Origin of the sequence: Mucilaginibacter sp. (assembly GCF_965277465.1) — a bacterium.
Classification (GTDB): Bacteria; Bacteroidota; Bacteroidia; order Sphingobacteriales; family Sphingobacteriaceae; genus Mucilaginibacter.
Genome location: NZ_CBDICW010000002.1, coordinates 1,701,736 through 1,720,975, shown reverse-complemented (window position 1 = coordinate 1,720,975; position 19,240 = coordinate 1,701,736). Strand labels below are relative to the sequence as shown.

The following is a 19,240-nucleotide window of genomic DNA, read 5'->3' as shown; positions in this document are numbered from 1 at the left end:
CATGAAATACAGAAATTATTTGTTAATCGCCATAACCGGTTTGTTTGCTGCCTGCTCAGGCAACCAAAAACCGGTAGATCTAACTGCACAAACAAAGCAAAATACCAGTAAATATAAATTTGCCAATGTATCTGAAAAGGCATTGTCAAGTTCGGCACGCTTGCCGGGGCAATTAGTATCCTTTAATGAAGTTAATTTATTCCCTAAAGTGAATGGCTTTGTAAAGCAAATGCTTGTTGACAGGGGTTCTATCGTTAAAAAAGGACAGCTGCTGGTTATTTTAGAAGCCCCTGAAATGGAATCACAATTACAGGCAGCTAATTCACGCTATTTACAGGCCAAAGAAAATGCTATTGCCAGTAAAGAAAAATATCAAAGGTTAATTGAAGCAGCTAAAGAGCCCGGTTCTGTATCACCTTTGGATATTGATAATGCCGCCGCAAAAATGAGGGCTGATGAAGCCATGTCACAGTCCGAATACGCTAATGTAGCTTCGGTAAGAACCATGCAGGGCTACCTGCGTATTTATGCGCCATTTGATGGTATGATCATTCAGCGTAATGTTTCGCCAGGCGCGCTTGTTGCACCGGGAAAAGCGACTGATCAGCCAATGCTGATCCTGCAGGATATTCATAAAATGCGTTTGGAGGTTTACATTCCGGAGGATTATGTAGATAAGGTAGATTTAAATCAACCGGTAACCTTCACATTCAATGCCATGCCTGGGCAACAGCAAACGGCTAAGATCAGCCGTTCGGCAAACGCTTTGGGTAGTATGCGGTCTGAAGCTATTGAGATAGATGTACTTAATAAAAACGGGAACTTAAAACCGGGTATGTATGCCGAGGTCAGGATCCCGATGCTATCAGGCGCAAAATCATTACTGGTTCCAAATAATGCCATCATCAGGTCTACAGAAAAAGAATACGTGATTAGGAACAATGGCGGCAAAGCCGATCTGGTTGAAATTAAAGAAGGATTAACAAGCAATGATGCTACCGAAGTATTCGGTAACCTTAAAGCCAATGATAAAGTAGTGCTTCACGCCTCTGACGAGATAAAGCAGGGCGACGACCTGCAATAAATTATCAATTATTTATTATTATCCGGCCAGTAGCTATAAAAAGCTGCTGGCTTTTTTATTTTACAAATAATTAATTATCAGTTACTTAATAAGTATAAATTCAATTTAATTATATTTTTTTAAATAAACATTTGTGAATTAAAATATTACACATACTTTTACACTACTAAATAGGTAGATATTATAGAATTAAAAGAAAAAATGAAAACCCTTAAATCAAACAATCAGTACATTTTAACCCCACCTTGTTACGCCCTAATAACAGGTAGCTATATGTGTTGCTGTTGATCACTCCATCAATTTAAAGCAAACAACCTTAGTATTTAATCACAATTTTCACGTCTAAACTTAACACATGAAATTACCTTACGTAATCAGAACTGTACTCCTTTTGAGTATACTTTTTACTACTATAACATCACAAGCACAACAAAATGAGGATCTTCTGAATATCCTGATCAAAAAAAATGTATTGAGCCAGCAGGAAGCCGACTCTATCCGTGCCGATCAGGCGATAAAAGAACAAGCCAAAAAAGATAAAGCTAATCAGCATAATATAACCATTGGCACCCGCGCTTTACAAATAAGCGGTTTGGTGCAAACCGAATACCAGGGATTCCAGCAATCGGGCTTCAACAATTCGTTTAGCCTGCACCGTGCACGTTTGGATGTTAAGGGTGATATTAATGATAACTGGAACTATGAGGTATATACCGAATTTGCCGGAACAACCAAACTGCTGGATGCTTATACAACTTATAAAATAGCCGATTATTTGAAATTTACAGCAGGCCAGTTTAAAGTCCCTTTCTCGTTAGAAAGCTTGATTTCTGATAGCCAGCTTGATTTTATTGATCGCTCGCAGGTTGTAAATGCACTTGCAGGCAGATCGGCAGATGTTATCGGCAATCAAAATGGTCGTGACATTGGTATCCAGATTGGTGGCAGTTTTGCAAAATTAAACGAGCATTACCTGTTTGATTATACATTTGGAGTATTTAATGGAGCCGGGTATGATGTAACGGCCGATAACAACAGCCGCAAGGATATTGTTGGCAGGTTAACTGTTCACCCTATTAAAAACCTGGATATATCTGGTAACTTTTATAATGGTGTAGGGTTTTATGGAACGCCTGCAAAGAATCAAAAACGTAACCGTGGCGGCTTTGATGCCCGTTATGTAATTGGCGGTCTGGCCATACAGGCAGAATATGACAAAGGAACTGATGGCGCTATTAAAAGAGATGGCTGGTTTGGCCAGGCTACCTACTTCGTGATCCCGAAGAGGTTGCAATTAGCTGCTAAATACGACACCTATGATCCTAATAAGATTGTAAAAACCGATCGCACTAATTATTATACAGGTGGTGTAAACTATTACTTTAACAACTGGGCCCGCATAACGTTAGATTATATTGACCGTCGCGAAGAAATAACACAAGTTAAAAACAACATTATTGAAACGCAGTTACAATTAACCTTTTAAATAAAGCATAATGAAGAAAGCATTTTTTAAGCAGCAGATACTTATAGTAAGTACGGTTGCATTAGGCCTCCTGGTAGTTGTTTCTTCGTTTGTTAAACGAAGCGCTCCTAAACCACCGGTTGATGATTTAGAAGGCACAATAAGTATATCGGGCGCATTTGCTCTTTATCCTATTACGGTTAAGTGGGCCGACGAATTTAAGAAACTGCACCCCAATGTAAAGTTTAACATTTCGGCAGGTGGTGCAGGCAAAGGCATAACAGATGCGCTTTCAGGTTTAGTTGATATTGGCCTTGCATCAAGGGATATTGACCCAGCCGAAGTTAAAAAAGGTGCATATACTATTTATGTAACCAAAGATGCGGTTGTGCCTACCTTTAATACAGCTAACCCGAATGCGGCTGAACTACTTACCAAAGGCGTTAAAAAAGATCAGTTCCTAAACATATTTGTTTCGGGCAGTATCAAAAGCTGGAAACAGGTAGCTGGAAAAGTGGCTGCACCTATCCATGTTTATACCCGATCGGATGCTGCCGGTGCAGGCGAAACCTGGGCCAAATATTTTGGTAAAAAGCAGGAAGACCTGTTGGGTGTTGGTGTTTATGGCGATCCAGGATTAGCACAAGCGGTAAAAAGGGATCCAACTGCAATTGGTTATAACAATATTGCTTATCTGTATGACCTTAAAACACGCAAACAGGTGGCTGGTGTACATGCCCTGCCTATTGATGTAAATGGTAACGGAAAAATTGATGCCGATGAAAACTTTTATGATACGATTGACAAATTAACTGAAGCTATAGGAGCGGGTAAATATCCTTCGCCACCGGCACGTAACCTTGGTTTTTTGTTTAAAGGCAAACCAAAGAAAAAGGAATTGATTGAGTTTGTAAAATATGTTTTAACCACCGGGCAAAAGGATGTTGACGAAAATGGTTACATCGCTCTTTCAAAAATAAAAATTCAGGAGGAACTGAAAAAGGTAAATTAAATATGGATCAGCGGGATGATTAATTGAGTGCAGTCATTTAATTAATCATCCCCCTCCATCTTAATCAGCCTGGTCAACAAACATGCGTTTATTAAAAGATAAAATTATAGCAAAGCTGATGCTGGTGTTAACGCTGGCATCAGTTTCTTTATTAGTGGTTATTGGTATCGGTTTATATTATAAATCAATCCCGCTACTTCAAAAACTATCATGGGGGCAGCTGATCACCACCAGTATCTGGAAACCATTAAAAGGTCTGTTTGGCTTTTACCCTTTTATAATGGGTACACTTTGGGTAACTGGTATAGCTATAATTATAGCCCTGCCACTTTGCCTTTTAACGGCTCTTTATATAGTTGAATATGCCCCTACCCGTATAAAAAGGATCCTTACACCGTTTGTAAACCTGCTATCGGGTATTCCGCCTGTAATATTTGGTGTTTGGGGGGTGCTGTTTATCATCCCATTGATTCAAGACCATATAGCGCCACATTTTGTGGAGTTCTCAACCGGCTACAGTGTATTGGCCGGCGGTATTGTGCTTGCGGTAATGATATTCCCACTTATTGTAAGCATTATTAGCGAAGTACTGCTAACTATCCCGCAGGAATTAAAAGATGCATCGTTGTCTTTAGGAGCCACCAAATGGGAAACCATTAAAAAGGTAGTATTGAAAAAGGCTTTGCCAGGTATTATTGCTGCAACCGTATTAGCCATATCCCGGGCCTTTGGCGAAACCATTGCCGTACTAATGGTTTGCGGAAATAATGCCATTGTACCTCATTCTGTTTTTGATGCCGGGTACCCATTGCCAGCCCTGATCGCCAATAACTATGGCGAGATGCTTTCTATCCCGCTTTATGATTCGGCGTTGATGTTTGCTGCTTTGTTATTATTTATCATTATCCTGCTGTTCAACATTATATCGAGGGTAATATTAACCCGGTTAGAAAGGAAACTTGCCGCATGAGAAAACGAAAATTAGAAGAATTATTTTTCAGGATACTAATGGTGCTTGCAACCATTATTGTTGCAGGCAGTTTTTTCCTGATTGTAGGTACTATATTTTATAAAGGCATCCCTTACCTTAACCTGGATATGATCACCAAAACACCGGGCGGCGGTTTTTATATTGGTAAAGAGGGCGGCGTATTAAATGCAATCATCGGTTCATTTTACGTGGCGGGCGGCGCAACCATATTGGGGCTTTTAATCAGCATCCCGGTAGCGATATTCATTAATATGTATATGGATGGCAAAAAGTTCATGTCTAATACTTTGCGAATGGCCTTTGATGTTTTGTTTGGAATCCCATCCATAGTTTATGGTGCATTCGGTTTCCTGATCATGATCTATTTTGGTATCAGGGCCTCCCTGTTAGGTGGTATTATAGCCGTCACCTTACTGGTGATCCCTATATTAGTCCGTACGCTCGATGAAGTTATCCGTACCGTTCCTTTAGAGCTTCGCGATGCAACTTTGTCCTTAGGTGCCACCCGATGGGAAATGTCAAAAGTTATTTTAAGGCAGATCAGGCCAGGCATATTTACCGCTATCCTGTTATCATTTGGCAGGGCTATCGGCGATGTTGCTTCTGTTCTGTTTACTGCAGGTTTTAGTGATAATATCCCTACATCACTGCATGAACCCGCCGCCACACTTCCATTGGCTATATTTTTTCAGCTTGGCAGTCCGGTAGAGGAAGTACAGGGCCGCGGCTATGCATCGGCACTTATACTAACCATTATTGTATTAATCATTACGGTATTATCTGATATACTGATCAAAAAGTATTCAAAACATAAAATTTAAATGACCAAAACTCCACATATAAGCGTACAGAATTTAAATGTGCACATTGGCGCACAGCATATTTTAAAGGATATTAACATCAATATCCCCGATAAAAAAGTAACCTCCATCATCGGGCCATCGGGCTGTGGTAAAACAACCCTGTTAAAGTCATTTAACCGATTATTAGACAATACCCCTGATGTAAAGATTGAGGGCAAAGTACTTGTTGATGGCGAAGATATTTATGCAGCAAATGCCGAAGTAACCCATATCCGAAAAAAAATGGGCTTATTATCACAACGGCCCTATCCTTTGCCTATGTCTATTTATGATAACGTGGCCTATGGCCCGCGCATCCATGGCATCCGTAAAAAACAGGAACTGGATATATTGGTTGAAGAACAATTAAAAGCTACCGGCCTATGGAACGAGGTTAAAGACCGTTTAAATGCATCGGCCACCCGCTTATCAATTGGCCAACAGCAGCGTTTATGCCTGGCCCGGGGTTTAGCAGTTGGGCCTGAAATTATTTTGGGAGATGAGTCAACATCAGCCCTGGATCCGGTTTCTACCTCCATTATCGAAGACCTTTTTATCAGCCTGAAAGAAAAATATTCAATCGTATTGGTAACGCATATCCTTCGCCAGGCACGCCGGGTGTCAGACTATATTATTTTTGTATACATGGGGCAGATCATCGAGTTTGGCCATACCGAAGAAGTTTTGCTTAATCCGAAAGAGGAATTGACCAAGGAATATGTAAAAGGATTTATTAGTTAATCAATCATTTTAGTATCACTTTAAGCAGTAAAACACAACTTTAACAGTAATTATATAGAGATAAAGATAGAATCAATATAAAAAATATAAATAAACTACAATATCTATCAACTTAAGGAAAAAATGATAATAAAATAGTAAAAATCAATATAAATACCTTGTATATTGCAACTTTTACTATCAAAATGGCTTATAATTACCATCGGATTATTATCAAAATCGGCTCAAATGTTTTCACCCAAAAAAATGGCCTGCCTGATCTGAAACGGATTGGCCACTTGGTTGAGCAGATTGCCGAGATAAAAAAACAAGGTCATGAAGTTATATTGGTATCATCAGGAGCTGTAGCATCAGGCAGAAGCCTGATCACCGTTTCAGATAAATATGATCCGGTTGCGGCACGCCAGCTTTTAGCTTCTATAGGCCAGGTAAAATTAATTAACACCTATGCCAACCTGTTTGATCAATACGGAATCCTCTGCTCGCAGGTATTGGTAACTAAAGAAGATTTCAGGGACAGGATGCATTACCTCAACATGAAAAACTGTTTGGAGATACTTTTGCAGCACAATGTTATCCCGGTTGTGAATGAGAACGATGTGGTTTCAGTAACCGAGCTGATGTTTACCGATAATGATGAGCTTGCCGGGTTAATTGCCTCCATGCTTAATGCACAGGCGCTAATTGTTTTAACCAATGTAGATGGTATTTTTGATGGCGACCCAACAACCGATGGCGCTAAAATAATTGAAGAAGTAAGCAGCACCCCCATTGATTTTTCGGCATTTGTAAGCTCGGACCGGTCGCAGTTTGGCCGTGGGGGGATGATCACCAAATCAACCATGTCGCAAAAAGTGGCGCAATTAGGTATTGCCGTGCATATTGCCAATGGCACAAAAGACAATATTTTAACCGATGTACTGGCTAATAAAGCTGTACACACCCATTTTATCCCTAATAAAAATGCATCAGGCAAAAAGAAATGGATAGCACATTCTGGCAACTTTGCTACGGGCGTTGTACAGGTTAATGATGGGGCAAAAACTGCACTCACGTCTAATAAAGCATCCAGCCTGTTACCAGTTGGCATAGTAAATATTATTACTGAATTTAAAAAGGGGGAGATCATTAAGCTGATTGATGAGCACGATAAGCTAATAGGCTTTGGAATTGCCGAATATGGAGCAGACAAAGCAAACGAGATGATCGGCAAAAAAAATCAAAAACCCCTGGTACATTATGATTATCTTTATTTAGAATGTTAGCCAACTACACCTCCTATTTTGAAAATGCCCGCTTAGCCGGTCGTAAAAGCATTGATCCTGCTACTATAAACCGGGTTTTGAGTGATCTCGCTTTAGAAGCTGTGGCACAAACCGATCACATCCTGAAAGAAAATAAAAAGGACCTTGACCGGATGGATGCAGATGATCCTAAATACGACCGATTAAAACTAACAGCTGCACGTATTGAGGATATTGCTAAAGAGATAAATAGTATTGTAAAGCTCGATAGCCCCTTAGGCCATATCCTATCTCAAAAAACACAGCCTAACGGCTTAGCTATTTCAAAAATCAGTGTTCCGCTGGGCGTGGTTGGGGTTATTTATGAGGCCCGGCCCAATGTTACTTTTGATGTTTTTTCGTTATGCTTTAAAACGGGTAATGTTTGTATTTTAAAAGGCGGCAGCGATGCCGATCATTCTAACAGGGCTATTATAGCTTTAATACACCAGGTTTTATTAAAGCACGGCATTGATGTTAATATAGCTACCCTTTTACCACCCGAGCGCGAGGCTACGGATGCCTTGCTAAATGCTATTGGTTATGTTGATGTATTAATACCACGTGGCAGCCAGGGTTTAATAAACCATGTACGAGCCAACAGTAAGGTACCGGTAATTGAAACAGGCGCAGGCATTGTACACACCTATTTTGATACAAGTGCCGATGTTGATAAAGGCAGTGCTATTATATTTAATGCCAAAACCCGCCGGGTAAGCGTATGTAATGCCTTAGATTGCCTGATCATTCATCGCGACAGGCTCCCAGACCTGCCAAAGTTAACCGAACGGCTTGCTGATACACAAACAGCGCTATTTGCTGATGAGCGGTCGTATAACGCCATTGAAGGCATCTACCCTAAAAATTTACTACAATTGGCCAAGCCTGAACATTTTGGTACAGAATTTTTATCGATGAAGATGGCTATTAAAACAGTGGATAGTTTTGAGGAGGCACTTGATCATATTGCAAATTATAGCTCAAAGCACAGCGAAGCCATTATATCCGAAGATGCTGATCATATCGAAGACTTTTTAACCCGGGTTGATGCCGCAGCTGTTTATGTAAACGCATCAACTGCATTTACTGATGGCGCACAATTTGGATTAGGGGCCGAGATTGGGATAAGTACACAAAAACTGCATGCACGTGGCCCAATGGGCTTGCAGGAATTAACAAGCTATAAGTGGATAGTTAGAGGTAAAGGGCAAATCAGAGCCTGAAAAATGTTATAAATACAAAAGGTGCTTATCTTAGGGAATAAGCACCTTAAAAATTACTTCAACTTTGTTTAATTTACCTTACAAGGTAGTTCACTACAGCAACAAAACAAATAATCACTAAAATCACACCTTGCAATTTTTGTTCTAAAGTTAATTGGGTATTCATTATTTAAATTAATTAGGGTATTCCAAATATAAAACTGTAATACAGATGTTACAATAGCTTCCTTCACTTTTACGAATTTATTAACAAAAAAGATACATCAATTTTATAATGGTCACAACTACATTTATTAACTGTAAAAGTCATAAAAAAACAATTAATAAATTGAGTTTACCCCATCATCAAAAAGCAAAAAAAACAGCTCTGAAAGCATCTTAAAGCCTGTTTTCTGCCCATTTTTAATCTATCTGAAAAATGTTGATATGTTAACAACTTTCAAATTTTTATTTAACGTTTTGCAACTAATTATGAAATTATAGTCCTACCCCTTCATAATAAAATATGTGTTGATTCAAAATAAAATGCAGCAGTCCCTTTTAATAACTTATTGAGCAATTAAATATCTTAATAAGATAATCAGTTTTATTATTTCCCTTAAGTTAAATAAACACGTCATCTGTTAGCCTATTATCAATAACTTAACATAAGCAATCAAATACATTTTACCCTACCCTGACTTGTATACTATTAATATAAAGCACAAAAAGGTATCTTTGCAAAATTATGAGTAAGCATGGCAGGATATTAGTGGCAATGAGTGGCGGGGTTGATAGTTCGGTTGCGGCAGTTATGCTGCATGAGCAGGGCTATGAAGTTATCGGGCTTACCATGAAAACCTGGGACTATGCCTCGTCGGGTGGAAGTTCAAAGGAAACCGGCTGCTGTAGCCTTGATAGTATCAATGATGCACGCGCTTTAGCAGTCGGTTATGGCTTTCCGCATTATATATTAGATATCAGGGATGAGTTTGGCGATTTTGTGATTGACAATTTTGTTGATGAGTACCTGGCCGGCCGCACCCCTAACCCCTGCGTTTTATGTAACACCCATATTAAATGGGAAGCCCTTTTAAAACGTGCCGACAAATTAGACTGTGAATTTATTGCTACCGGGCATTATGCCAACATCCGCTTACAGGATAGCGGCAGATATGTTATATCAAAAGGCAAGGACGAAAACAAAGATCAATCTTATGTATTGTGGGGTGTATCACAAAAAAATCTTGCCCGCACAAAATTCCCTTTAGGCAGTTTCTCTAAACCCGAAATAAGGCAAATGGCTGTAGATATGGGCCAGCTGGAACTTGCCGGTAAAAGCGAAAGCTATGAAATATGTTTTGTGCCCGATAACGACTACAGATCGTTTCTAAGGAACAAAGTTGAGGACCTGGAGCAACGCGTAGCTGGCGGTAACTTTGTTTTAACAGATGGCACCATAGTGGGTAAACATCAGGGCTATCCTTTCTATACCATTGGGCAGCGTAAGGGTTTGGGCATTGCTTTAGGGCAGCCTATGTTTGTTACCAGCATACAGCCCGATACCAATACCGTAGTATTAGGAACCGTTGATGAGTTGGAACGCAAGCAGGCCTGGGTCAGGAACCTGAATTTAGTTAAATACGAAAGCATTCATGAGCCATTAGAGGCCATTACCAAAATACGATATAAAGACGCAGGTGCGCAAAGCTCCATTTTACAAATGGGACAGCATATGAAGGTTGATTTTCATCATTCAGTATCGGGAATTGCCCCGGGCCAGTCCGCTGTATTTTACGAAGGCAATGATTTGCTTGGTGGTGGTTTTTTAATGTAATAGTTTACCGGATGTTTTAATTTTTGAGGTTGAAGTGCTGCTCCCCCTGGCAGTTTAAGTATAAATTCTTCATTCCAAAAAGGCCTTGATTTTTCATTGTTTAAACATCAAAACATCTTAACAATCCAAAAAACATATTGGCGTTTCGCTTTCTTTATGTTTTATTTGCAAAAAATAACTCCTTAAATGGCTAAAAACCTACTAATAGTTGAATCTCCGGCGAAAGCCAAAACCATCGAGGGATACCTTGGCAAAGACTTTACGGTAAAGTCAAGTTACGGACACATCCGCGATTTGGTTAAGTCTGATGATGCTATTGATATTGCCAACGGATTTAAACAAAAATACGAAGTTCCGGCCGATAAGAAACAAATAGTCAGCGAGTTAAAGAAATTAGCTAAAGAAGCAGACATGGTTTGGCTTGCATCGGATGAGGACCGCGAGGGTGAAGCCATTTCCTGGCACTTGTTTGATACTTTGGATTTAAAAGATGCCTCAACCAAGCGGATTGTTTTTCATGAGATCACTAAACCAGCCATTTTAAAGGCGATTGAAACACCAAGAAAAATTGACTATAATTTGGTAAATGCACAGCAGGCACGCCGTGTTTTAGACAGATTAGTTGGTTTTGAGCTATCGCCCGTATTGTGGAAAAAGGTAAAACCATCACTTTCAGCAGGCCGTGTACAATCAGTTGCCGTAAGATTAATTGTTGACCGCGAACGCGAGATCAACAAATTTAAATCAGAAGCTGCGTTTAAAATAGTAGCCCTTTTTGGTAAGGGGAAAGAAGCCTTCAAAGCAGAGTTACCTGAGCGCTTTAGCCAGCAGGAAGACGCCGAGAAGTTTTTACAGGATTGTATAGCTGCCGACTTTGAAGTCAGGTCGTTAGATACCCGCCCTGCTAAACGTTCGCCGGCTGCTCCTTTTACAACATCAACCCTGCAACAGGAAGCCAGCAGAAAATTAGGCTATTCTGTATCACGTACTATGCAGGTAGCACAAAAGCTTTACGAATCAGGGCATATAACCTATATGCGTACCGACTCGGTAAACTTATCAGATACCGCTTTAAATGCTGCAACAGATGAAATTGTATCAGCCTATGGCGATAAATACCATCAGTACAGAAAATATAAAACAAAAAACGCAAGTGCACAGGAAGCGCATGAAGCCATAAGACCCACCTATTTTAATCACCATACCATACAGGGCGATTCGGGCGAAATGCGGTTGTACGAACTGATATGGAAACGTGCAATAGCCTCGCAAATGAGCGAAGCACAGTTTGAGAAAACCACTGCAAAGATCAGTATATCAAGCCGTAAAGAAGATTTGGTTGCCAATGGCGAGGTAATGAAATTTGATGGTTTCCTGAAAGTTTACCTGGAATCGAGCGATGATGAAGAAGATAATGTTCAGGATGGTGAAAATGCAATGCTTCCGCCTTTAACAAAGGGACAGCGCTTGGCTTTACAGGAAATGACGGCCACGGAACGTTTTTCGCGCCCGCCTGCAAGATACACTGAAGCAAGTTTGGTTAAGAAATTAGAAGAACTTGGCATAGGCCGCCCTTCTACCTACGCTCCAACCATATCTACGGTACAAAACCGTGGCTATGTTGTTAAGGAAGAACGTGATGGCAAACAAAGAAACTTCCGCGTTTTAACACTTAAAGCCGATAAAATAGTTAAGGACGAGAAAACTGAAAATACCGGTGCTGAACGCGGTAAACTTTTCCCTACGGATATTGGTGCGGTTGTAAATGATTTTTTGGTTCAATACTTTAAGGGGATTGTTGATTTTAACTTTACAGCCAGCGTTGAAAAACAATTTGACGAAATTGCGCAAGGTTTAACCGAGTGGACGGATATGATCCGTGATTTTTACACGCCTTTTCATAAAGAAGTTGAAAGCACTATTCAAACTGCCGATAAAGCAACAGGAGAGCGCGAATTAGGTGCGCACCCCGAAAGTGGTGCAAAAGTATCTGTACGTATTGGCCGCTATGGCCCTTTTGTACAGGTAGGTGAAAATGCAAATGATGAAGACAAAGAGTACAAGCCTTTATACGCCAGCTTGCGCACAGGGCAAAGCATAGAAACAATTTCGCTTGAGGAAGCGCTTGAACTATTTAAGCTGCCTAAAGTTGTTGGTGAGTTTGAAGGCAAGCCAATGAAGGTGGCTATAGGTCGTTTCGGCCCTTACATTAGCCATAATTCAGTATTCGTTTCTTTACCTAAAGAGATAGACCCGCATGATGTTACCGAAGAAAAAGCAATAGAGCTAATTAACGAAAAGCGTAAAAAAGATGCCGAAAAGCTAATTAAAGCCTTCGATGAAGATGCAACTGTTAAAGTATTAAATGGTCGCTGGGGCCCTTATATTGAGTTTGGTAAACTGAACGTTAAGATCCCTAAGGATAAAGATCCGCTGACGCTTACTTTTGAAGAGTGTAAAGCATTAGCTGATGCTATGCCTAAAGATGCCAAAAAAGGCCGGTTTGGTAAATCGGTAGCTGCTGCAAAACCCGCAGCTAAAAAAGCGCCTGCAAAGAAAAAAGTTGCAGCCAAAAAGAAATAATTTTAATAAACGTTTTGTGTTATTGGGGTATAGTTAAAAAGTCCTCATTGTTTATGATAAAAGACCTGCCCAAAAACGTAGTAAAAGATATTGCTATAGCAGTAGCGCTTGAGAAAGAAAGCGTTGAAAGCAAAATATGGTACGTTTACTTAATTAACCTTAAAAACGTCCCTATTGAAAACGTATTGATCACCTCAAGGGGCTATGGCGAAAAAGATGGCGAACAGGTAAAGACCTCTACTCTTCGGCACATGTTCCCGGAGGTTAAAAACGGCGGATACAAGCTTATTGAACCTATCGACGAGCAAACATTTGGCCTTAATAATGAATATTGGTTAAGCTACTATATTGGCAACGAGATCTTCGATAAAAAATTTATCTTTTTGCCCGAAAGCATTGTTGAGCTAAATTTCATCAAACTCCCCGTGCTTAATAAGGTTGGCGTAATGATATTATAACAGCCAATCTGCTATCCAAAAAATCTGTTTGCAAAACATTATTTGTTATCATAAATTTTATAATTTACATGATAATAAATAAACCTTATAATGAAAAACGCATACGGCCTTTTCCTCTCCAGAAAAGGATTAATTAGCTTCAGTTCTGTTCTTTTACTGGCTGTTATTATCACTTATATCATTTTTCATAATCATAAAAAAACATTCATCGACCCCGCTTTTGGGAAATATATTGAATCGTACACAACCGGGGTTATCTCTAAAGAGAGCACAATCCGCATCAGGCTGGCCAGCGAGATACAAACCAGCCATGAACAAAATGCACAATTAGGCGATAATATCTTCGATTTCTCGCCATCAATAAAAGGTAAAGCCTACTGGGTGGATGCCCGAACCATTGAGTTCAGGCCCGAGGGAAAGCTGGATCCTAACAAAAGCTATACAGCCGATTTCAAATTAAGCAAGATCACTAAGGTCCCGGAACACTTTGAAGATTTTAAGTTCAACTTTCAAACCATTAAGCCCGATTTTACCGTAACCTTTACCGGGTTGCAAACAGCTACCAATACATCTGTAGACAAAATGAAATTGGGCGGCGTTATCCAAACTGCTGATAACGAAGACCCTGCAAGTATTGAAAAGCTTATCTCAGCCAACTTTCCATCTCCAGTTCAAATAAACTGGCAGCATAACCCGGTAACCAAAACGCACCAGTTTTTTATAACGCAGCTAACCCGCGAAAACGGTAAAGTAAACCCGTTAACCGTTAACTGGGATGGCGGCAGTTTAAATGTAGATAAAAAAGGAAGTCAGGATTTTTCAATACCTGCTATTGGAGATTTTAAGGTGCTAAATATTCGTGCCGTACAGGATAATGACCAATATGTATTGGTTCAATTTTCTGACGCCATTATGATAGGGCAGGAATTAAACGGACTGATAGGCATTAATAACGTAAATGAGCCTGCTTATACTATTGATGGCAGCACCGTTAAAATATATGCGCCCGAAACACTGCAGGGCGATTATAGTGTGTATGTAAACGAAGGGGTTGAAAACATATCGCACAAAAAGATCAACAAAACATATAGTGCCAATGTATTTTTCGAGAACAGGCTGCCCGCGGTAACTATTCCGGGTAAGGGGGTTATTTTACCGGATTCGGGTAAACTGATGATGCCATTTGAGGCGGTTAATCTCAACGCAGTTGATGTAAGCATCATAAAGATCTACGAAAACAATGTACCCCAGTATTTTCAGAACAATGGCTTTGACGGTGCCGACGAATTACGACACGTTGGTAAACCTGTAGTACAAAAAACTATTCGCCTGGATGAGGATAAGAGCCTTAATCTGAATAAAAAGAACCGGTTTATGCTTGATATTGACCAGCTGTTACGTACAGAACCTGGTGCTATCTATAGGGTGATCATCGGGTTTAGAAAAGATTATTCTATCTATAACTGTAAAGCCGGCGGCCCTGTTAAAAAAGCTGATGACAATGAAGGATATGGCGAGGATGGAAGCAGCCGTTTTGGTACAAATTCAGGTACCATTAATGATGAGGATGATGACTTTTGGTCGAGATATGACAGTTTTTATCCGGAGGGATTTAACTGGCAAGAGCGTGATGATCCTTGTACCAACTCCTATTTTACAAGAGAACGCTGGGCTACCCGAAATATCATTGCCTCAAATATTGGCCTGATAGCGAAACGGGGCAGCGATAACAGCATGGTAGTGGCGGTTACCAATATATTAAGCGCCCAGCCAATGCCAGGCGTTGAACTGGAACTTTTAGATTACCAGAAACAGGTTATCTACAAAACCACATCAGGTGGTGATGGCTTTGCCCGGTTTGATATGAAAAGAAAGCCATACCTGTTAGTTGCCCGTAACGGAAAAGAACGTGGTTATTTAAAGTTAGATGATGGTAGTTCGCTGCCTCTATCCCGTTTTAATGTAGGCGGCGAACAGGTACAAAGCGGCCTTAAAGGATTTTTATATGGCGAACGCGGCGTATGGCGGCCCGGCGATTCGATATTTATGTCGTTCATACTGGAAGATAAGCTGAAAACCCTCCCTGCCGATCACCCCGTTCAATTTGAGTTATACGACCCTAATGGTAAACTATACCGCCGCATTACCCAAACAAATTCAGTTGATGGCTTTTACAGCTTTCATACCGCTACCGAAACAGCTTCGCCTACGGGTAACTGGTCGGCCAAGGTAAAAGTGGGCGGTGCTTCGTTTCAAAAAAACGTGAAGATTGAAACCATAATGCCCAACCGGTTAAAGATTGGTCTAAACTTTAATGGTGCTAAAGAATTGACTAAAGGCGGCTCGGTAAACGGAAACCTAACGGCACAATGGCTTTTTGGCGGCACGGCACAAAATTTAAAAGCAAAGGTCGATGCTTTTTTATCACCCAAAACAACCAGCTTTAAAAATTATGAGGATTATGTATTTGATGATCCTACCCTTGCCTTTACCACACAAACCCAAACCATTTTTGATGGCAGGCTTGATGCCGAAGGTAAGGCGACCGTAAATACAAATATCAATATTGAAAAACAGGCACCTGGGCAGTTAACTGCAAACTTTTTAGTGAAGGTATTTGAACCGGGCGGCAATTTCAGCATACAATCATTAAGTATGCCTTATAATGTTTATCCGGGTTATGTGGGGATAAAAACGCCTAAGGGCAGCGACCTTTCGGGTATGCTGTATACTGACAGGGATAATACCATTGATATTGCCGATGTAAATGTAAATGGTGTTGCCATAGGCGGATCAAACAGCGTTGAATTGGAACTTTATAAAATACAATGGCGCTGGTGGTGGGATGAAACGGGCAATGAAATGAGCAATTTTACGCAAGACAAGTACAATAAGCTCATTAAAACCGAAACTGTAAAACTAACCAATGGGCATGGTAAATGGAACCTGCATATTAAACAGGCTGACTGGGGTCGCTACCTGATCAGGGTAAAAGACCCGGCAACCGGGCACTCATCAGGTAAAATAATGTATATCGACTGGCCAAACTGGTCGGAAAGGCTGCAACAAAGCAACCCTACCGAAGCGGCCATGTTATCCTTTACTTCGGATAAAACCAATTACAAGGTTGGGGATGATGCAACACTGACGATTCCAACCAGCTCTGACGGCAGGGCATTGATCAGTTTAGAAAACGGCAGCAAGGTTTTAAAAACAACTTGGATTGATACTAAAAAAGGACAAACCCGCTATACCTTTAAAATTGATGAAACTATGGCGCCTAACATTTTTGTAAATGTTACGCTATTGCAGCGCCATGCGCAAACCGTTAATGACCTGCCCATCCGTATGTATGGGGCTATCCCGCTAAATGTAGATGATCCCGAAACGATATTGAAACCGGTGATCAATATGCCGGATAAAATTAGGCCCGAAACCCAATCAAACATTACGGTTTCAGAGGCATCGGGCAAGGAAATGACCTATACCATAGCCATAGTTGATGAAGGGTTACTGGATATTACCAATTATAAAAATCCGGATCCGCACGAAACATTTTATGCCAAAGAAGCGCTCGGTGTAAAAACATGGGATCTGTTTGACTATATCATCGGCGCTTACGGTGGTGGCCTGGAACGCATTTTAAGCATAGGTGGTGATGGCACAGCCGGAACTAACCGCAATGTTTCAGTAAACCGGTTTAAACCTGTAGTGAAGTTTCTGGGGCCATTCCATTTAGATAAGGGTGAGCAGCAAACCCATAGCTTTACATTACCCCAATACATCGGATCGGTAAAGGCAATGGTTATTGCCGGAAATAACGGAAGCTACGGTCATGCAGAAAAATCAGTCGCGGTTAAAAAACCATTGATGATACTGGCAACCCTGCCGCGGGTTTTAGGTCCGTCGGAGAAGATCCAGTTACCAATAACTGTATTTGCAATGGAAAATAGTGTTAAAACGGTGAGCCTACAGGTACAATCAAATATGTTTAGCAACCTGGCCGGTAATAATCAAAAAACAATCAGCTTTGATAAAACCGGCGATCAGTTGGTAACCTTTGATCTGACCGTTAAGGATTTTGTAGGAGTTGGCAAAGTGAGGATCATCGCCAAAAGCGGAAAAGAAACCGCTGCCTATGATGTGGAGCTTAATGTGCGCAATCCAAACCCTCCTATCACCAAAATACAGGAGAAAGAACTTAAGCCGGGTGAAAGCTGGAGCGCTTCATACACCGCGATTGGTATTAGCGGTACCAACAAAGCTACTTTGGAGGTAGCTTCCATCCCGCCGTTAAATCTTACCAAGCGCTTAAATTACTTAATTGAATATCCTTATGGCTGCGTAGAGCAAACAACCTCGTCAGCCTTTCCTCAATTGTATTTAAACCAGTTATTGGATCTATCACCACGCCAAAAAGCAGAAACAGAGCGCAATATTAAACTGACTATTAACAGGTTAAATGGCTTTCAGGTTAGCAGTGGTGGTTTAAGCTACTGGCCGGGTGTGGGCGATGCTGATGACTGGGGAACCAATTACGCCGGGCATTTTATGTTAGCGGCACAGGCAAAGGGTTATACCTTACCGCTTGGGTTTATTGAACAGTGGAAAAAATACCAGAAACAAAAAGCGGTTACCTGGGCACCCGATTCAAGAAGTTTTTACGGGGCCGATTTAGTGCAGGCCTATCGTTTATACCTTTTGGCGCTCGCCCACTCGCCGGAACTTGGCGCCATGAACCGCTTACGAGAATTTAAATATCTGAGTATTGAGGCGCGCTGGCGTTTGGCCGCTGCCTATAAACTTGCCGGTCAGCCGGAGATAGGCCTGCAGATGATTAACGGATTGCCATTAACCATAAAGCCTTATAATTCAATGTTTGGAACTTATGGCTCTGATCTGCGGGATGAGGCTATGATATTAGAAACACTGACCCTGCTTGGCAAGCAACAGCAGGCAGCAGGCTTATTGCGTACCGTTGCTTTAAGGTTATCGCAGGATGATTGGTATAGTACGCAAACTACCGCCTATTCTTTAATTGCTATTGCCCAATACTGTGGCGAAAACAAATCATCCTCAAAGCTGATCTTTAACTACCAGGCAGGTGCTGTAAAAGCAGGTGTTAGTTCGCCATCCTATTTATGGCAAACAGGGCTTGCTGTTAATGGCGGTACAGTATCACTTAAAAATAGTGGCAATAACAAGCTCTATGTCAGGTTAGTTCAGCAGGGCCAGCCATCGTCGGGGCAGGATGTGCAAACCCAAATTAACCCTGATGTTTTACCAATGCGCATTGGCTACTTTACCCTTGGAGGGAAAGAAGTTGATCCCGGAAAATTGAAACAGGGGACAGACTTTGTTGCGCAGGTAACCATAAAAAATCCGGGTAAACGCGGGCGGTATGATAATATGGCGCTTACGCAGATCTTCCCGTCAGGATGGGAAATATTAAACACAAGGTTAACCAACAATACAGAAGCCTTTGCATCATCAGCATACGACTACCTGGATATAAGGGACGACCGGGTGAATACCTATTTCAGTTTGCCCGAAGGAAAAGAGGTTACTTATTATGTGATGCTGAATGCGGCCTATGCAGGTAAATATTACCTGCCGGCTACTTATTGCGAGGCTATGTATAATAACTCAATAACAGCTCTGATAAAAGGACAATGGGTTGAGGTAATAAAGTAGAAGAGTAATGAAGAATAGTTATTAATTAATAACTATTCTTCATTTTTA

General features: G+C 40.8%; 12 protein-coding genes. All 12 read left to right on the top strand.

Annotation, left to right across the window (positions count from 1 at the left end):
* Position 1: 1 nt before the first annotated feature.
* On the top strand, positions 2 to 1,084 hold the full coding sequence (locus ACQY4U_RS19890; protein ID WP_428331205.1) for an efflux RND transporter periplasmic adaptor subunit: 1,083 nt from the start codon (positions 2 to 4) through the stop codon (positions 1,082 to 1,084).
* Between the two features lie 355 nt (positions 1,085 to 1,439).
* Positions 1,440 to 2,570 (top strand): porin, encoded by a 1,131-nt coding sequence (locus ACQY4U_RS19885; protein WP_428331204.1) that lies wholly within the window; start codon positions 1,440 to 1,442, stop codon positions 2,568 to 2,570.
* 10 nt (positions 2,571 to 2,580) lie between these two features.
* Positions 2,581 to 3,561 (top strand): PstS family phosphate ABC transporter substrate-binding protein, encoded by a 981-nt coding sequence (locus ACQY4U_RS19880; RefSeq protein ID WP_428331203.1) that lies wholly within the window; start codon positions 2,581 to 2,583, stop codon positions 3,559 to 3,561.
* Between the two features lie 82 nt (positions 3,562 to 3,643).
* The gene (gene pstC, locus ACQY4U_RS19875; RefSeq protein ID WP_428331202.1) at positions 3,644 to 4,531 is read left to right on the top strand and encodes a phosphate ABC transporter permease subunit PstC; all 888 of its coding nucleotides are present in this window, start codon (positions 3,644 to 3,646) and stop codon (positions 4,529 to 4,531) included.
* Positions 4,528 to 5,373, top strand: coding sequence for a PstA family ABC transporter permease (locus tag ACQY4U_RS19870; RefSeq protein ID WP_428331201.1), 846 nt, complete (start codon positions 4,528 to 4,530; stop codon positions 5,371 to 5,373). The genes pstC and ACQY4U_RS19870 overlap by 4 nt, the downstream gene beginning before the upstream one ends.
* Positions 5,374 to 6,135, top strand: coding sequence for a phosphate ABC transporter ATP-binding protein (locus tag ACQY4U_RS19865; RefSeq protein WP_428331200.1), 762 nt, complete (start codon positions 5,374 to 5,376; stop codon positions 6,133 to 6,135).
* Positions 6,136 to 6,320: 185 nt separating this feature from the next.
* Entirely contained in the window at positions 6,321 to 7,400 is a 1,080-nt protein-coding gene (gene proB, locus ACQY4U_RS19860) for a glutamate 5-kinase (RefSeq protein ID WP_428331199.1), read from the top strand.
* Positions 7,394 to 8,641 carry a glutamate-5-semialdehyde dehydrogenase gene (locus ACQY4U_RS19855; RefSeq protein ID WP_428331198.1) on the top strand — a complete coding sequence of 416 codons (1,248 nt, stop codon included), beginning with the start codon at positions 7,394 to 7,396 and terminating at the stop codon, positions 8,639 to 8,641. Before proB ends, ACQY4U_RS19855 begins: the two co-directional genes overlap by 7 nt.
* Positions 8,642 to 9,368: 727 nt before the next feature.
* A complete protein-coding gene (gene mnmA, locus ACQY4U_RS19850) occupies positions 9,369 to 10,457 on the top strand; it encodes a tRNA 2-thiouridine(34) synthase MnmA (RefSeq protein WP_428331197.1) in 1,089 nt (362 codons plus the stop codon).
* Positions 10,458 to 10,643: 186 nt separating this feature from the next.
* A complete protein-coding gene (gene topA / locus ACQY4U_RS19845; RefSeq protein WP_428331196.1) occupies positions 10,644 to 13,040 on the top strand; it encodes a type I DNA topoisomerase in 2,397 nt (798 codons plus the stop codon).
* Positions 13,041 to 13,093: 53 nt separating this feature from the next.
* The gene (locus ACQY4U_RS19840) at positions 13,094 to 13,498 is read left to right on the top strand and encodes a hypothetical protein (RefSeq protein WP_428331195.1); all 405 of its coding nucleotides are present in this window, start codon (positions 13,094 to 13,096) and stop codon (positions 13,496 to 13,498) included.
* 90 nt (positions 13,499 to 13,588) lie between these two features.
* Positions 13,589 to 19,192 (top strand): alpha-2-macroglobulin family protein, encoded by a 5,604-nt coding sequence (locus ACQY4U_RS19835; RefSeq protein ID WP_428331194.1) that lies wholly within the window; start codon positions 13,589 to 13,591, stop codon positions 19,190 to 19,192.
* The last annotated feature ends 48 nt before the right edge of the window (positions 19,193 to 19,240 follow it).

Bases quoted from the DNA above. Each gene is read 5' to 3' on its own strand.
- ACQY4U_RS19835 (WP_428331194.1), top strand. From the start codon at position 13,589: ATGAAAAACGCATACGGCCTTTTCCTCTCCAGAAAAGGATTAATTAGC.
- pstC (WP_428331202.1), top strand. From the start codon at position 3,644: ATGCGTTTATTAAAAGATAAAATTATAGCAAAGCTGATGCTGGTGTTA.
- topA (WP_428331196.1), top strand. From the start codon at position 10,644: ATGGCTAAAAACCTACTAATAGTTGAATCTCCGGCGAAAGCCAAAACC.
- mnmA (WP_428331197.1), top strand. From the start codon at position 9,369: ATGAGTAAGCATGGCAGGATATTAGTGGCAATGAGTGGCGGGGTTGAT.
- ACQY4U_RS19870 (WP_428331201.1), top strand. From the start codon at position 4,528: ATGAGAAAACGAAAATTAGAAGAATTATTTTTCAGGATACTAATGGTG.
- ACQY4U_RS19880 (WP_428331203.1), top strand. From the start codon at position 2,581: ATGAAGAAAGCATTTTTTAAGCAGCAGATACTTATAGTAAGTACGGTT.
- ACQY4U_RS19855 (WP_428331198.1), top strand. From the start codon at position 7,394: ATGTTAGCCAACTACACCTCCTATTTTGAAAATGCCCGCTTAGCCGGT.
- ACQY4U_RS19885 (WP_428331204.1), top strand. From the start codon at position 1,440: ATGAAATTACCTTACGTAATCAGAACTGTACTCCTTTTGAGTATACTT.
- ACQY4U_RS19840 (WP_428331195.1), top strand. From the start codon at position 13,094: ATGATAAAAGACCTGCCCAAAAACGTAGTAAAAGATATTGCTATAGCA.
- ACQY4U_RS19890 (WP_428331205.1), top strand. From the start codon at position 2: ATGAAATACAGAAATTATTTGTTAATCGCCATAACCGGTTTGTTTGCT.
- proB (WP_428331199.1), top strand. From the start codon at position 6,321: ATGGCTTATAATTACCATCGGATTATTATCAAAATCGGCTCAAATGTT.
- ACQY4U_RS19865 (WP_428331200.1), top strand. From the start codon at position 5,374: ATGACCAAAACTCCACATATAAGCGTACAGAATTTAAATGTGCACATT.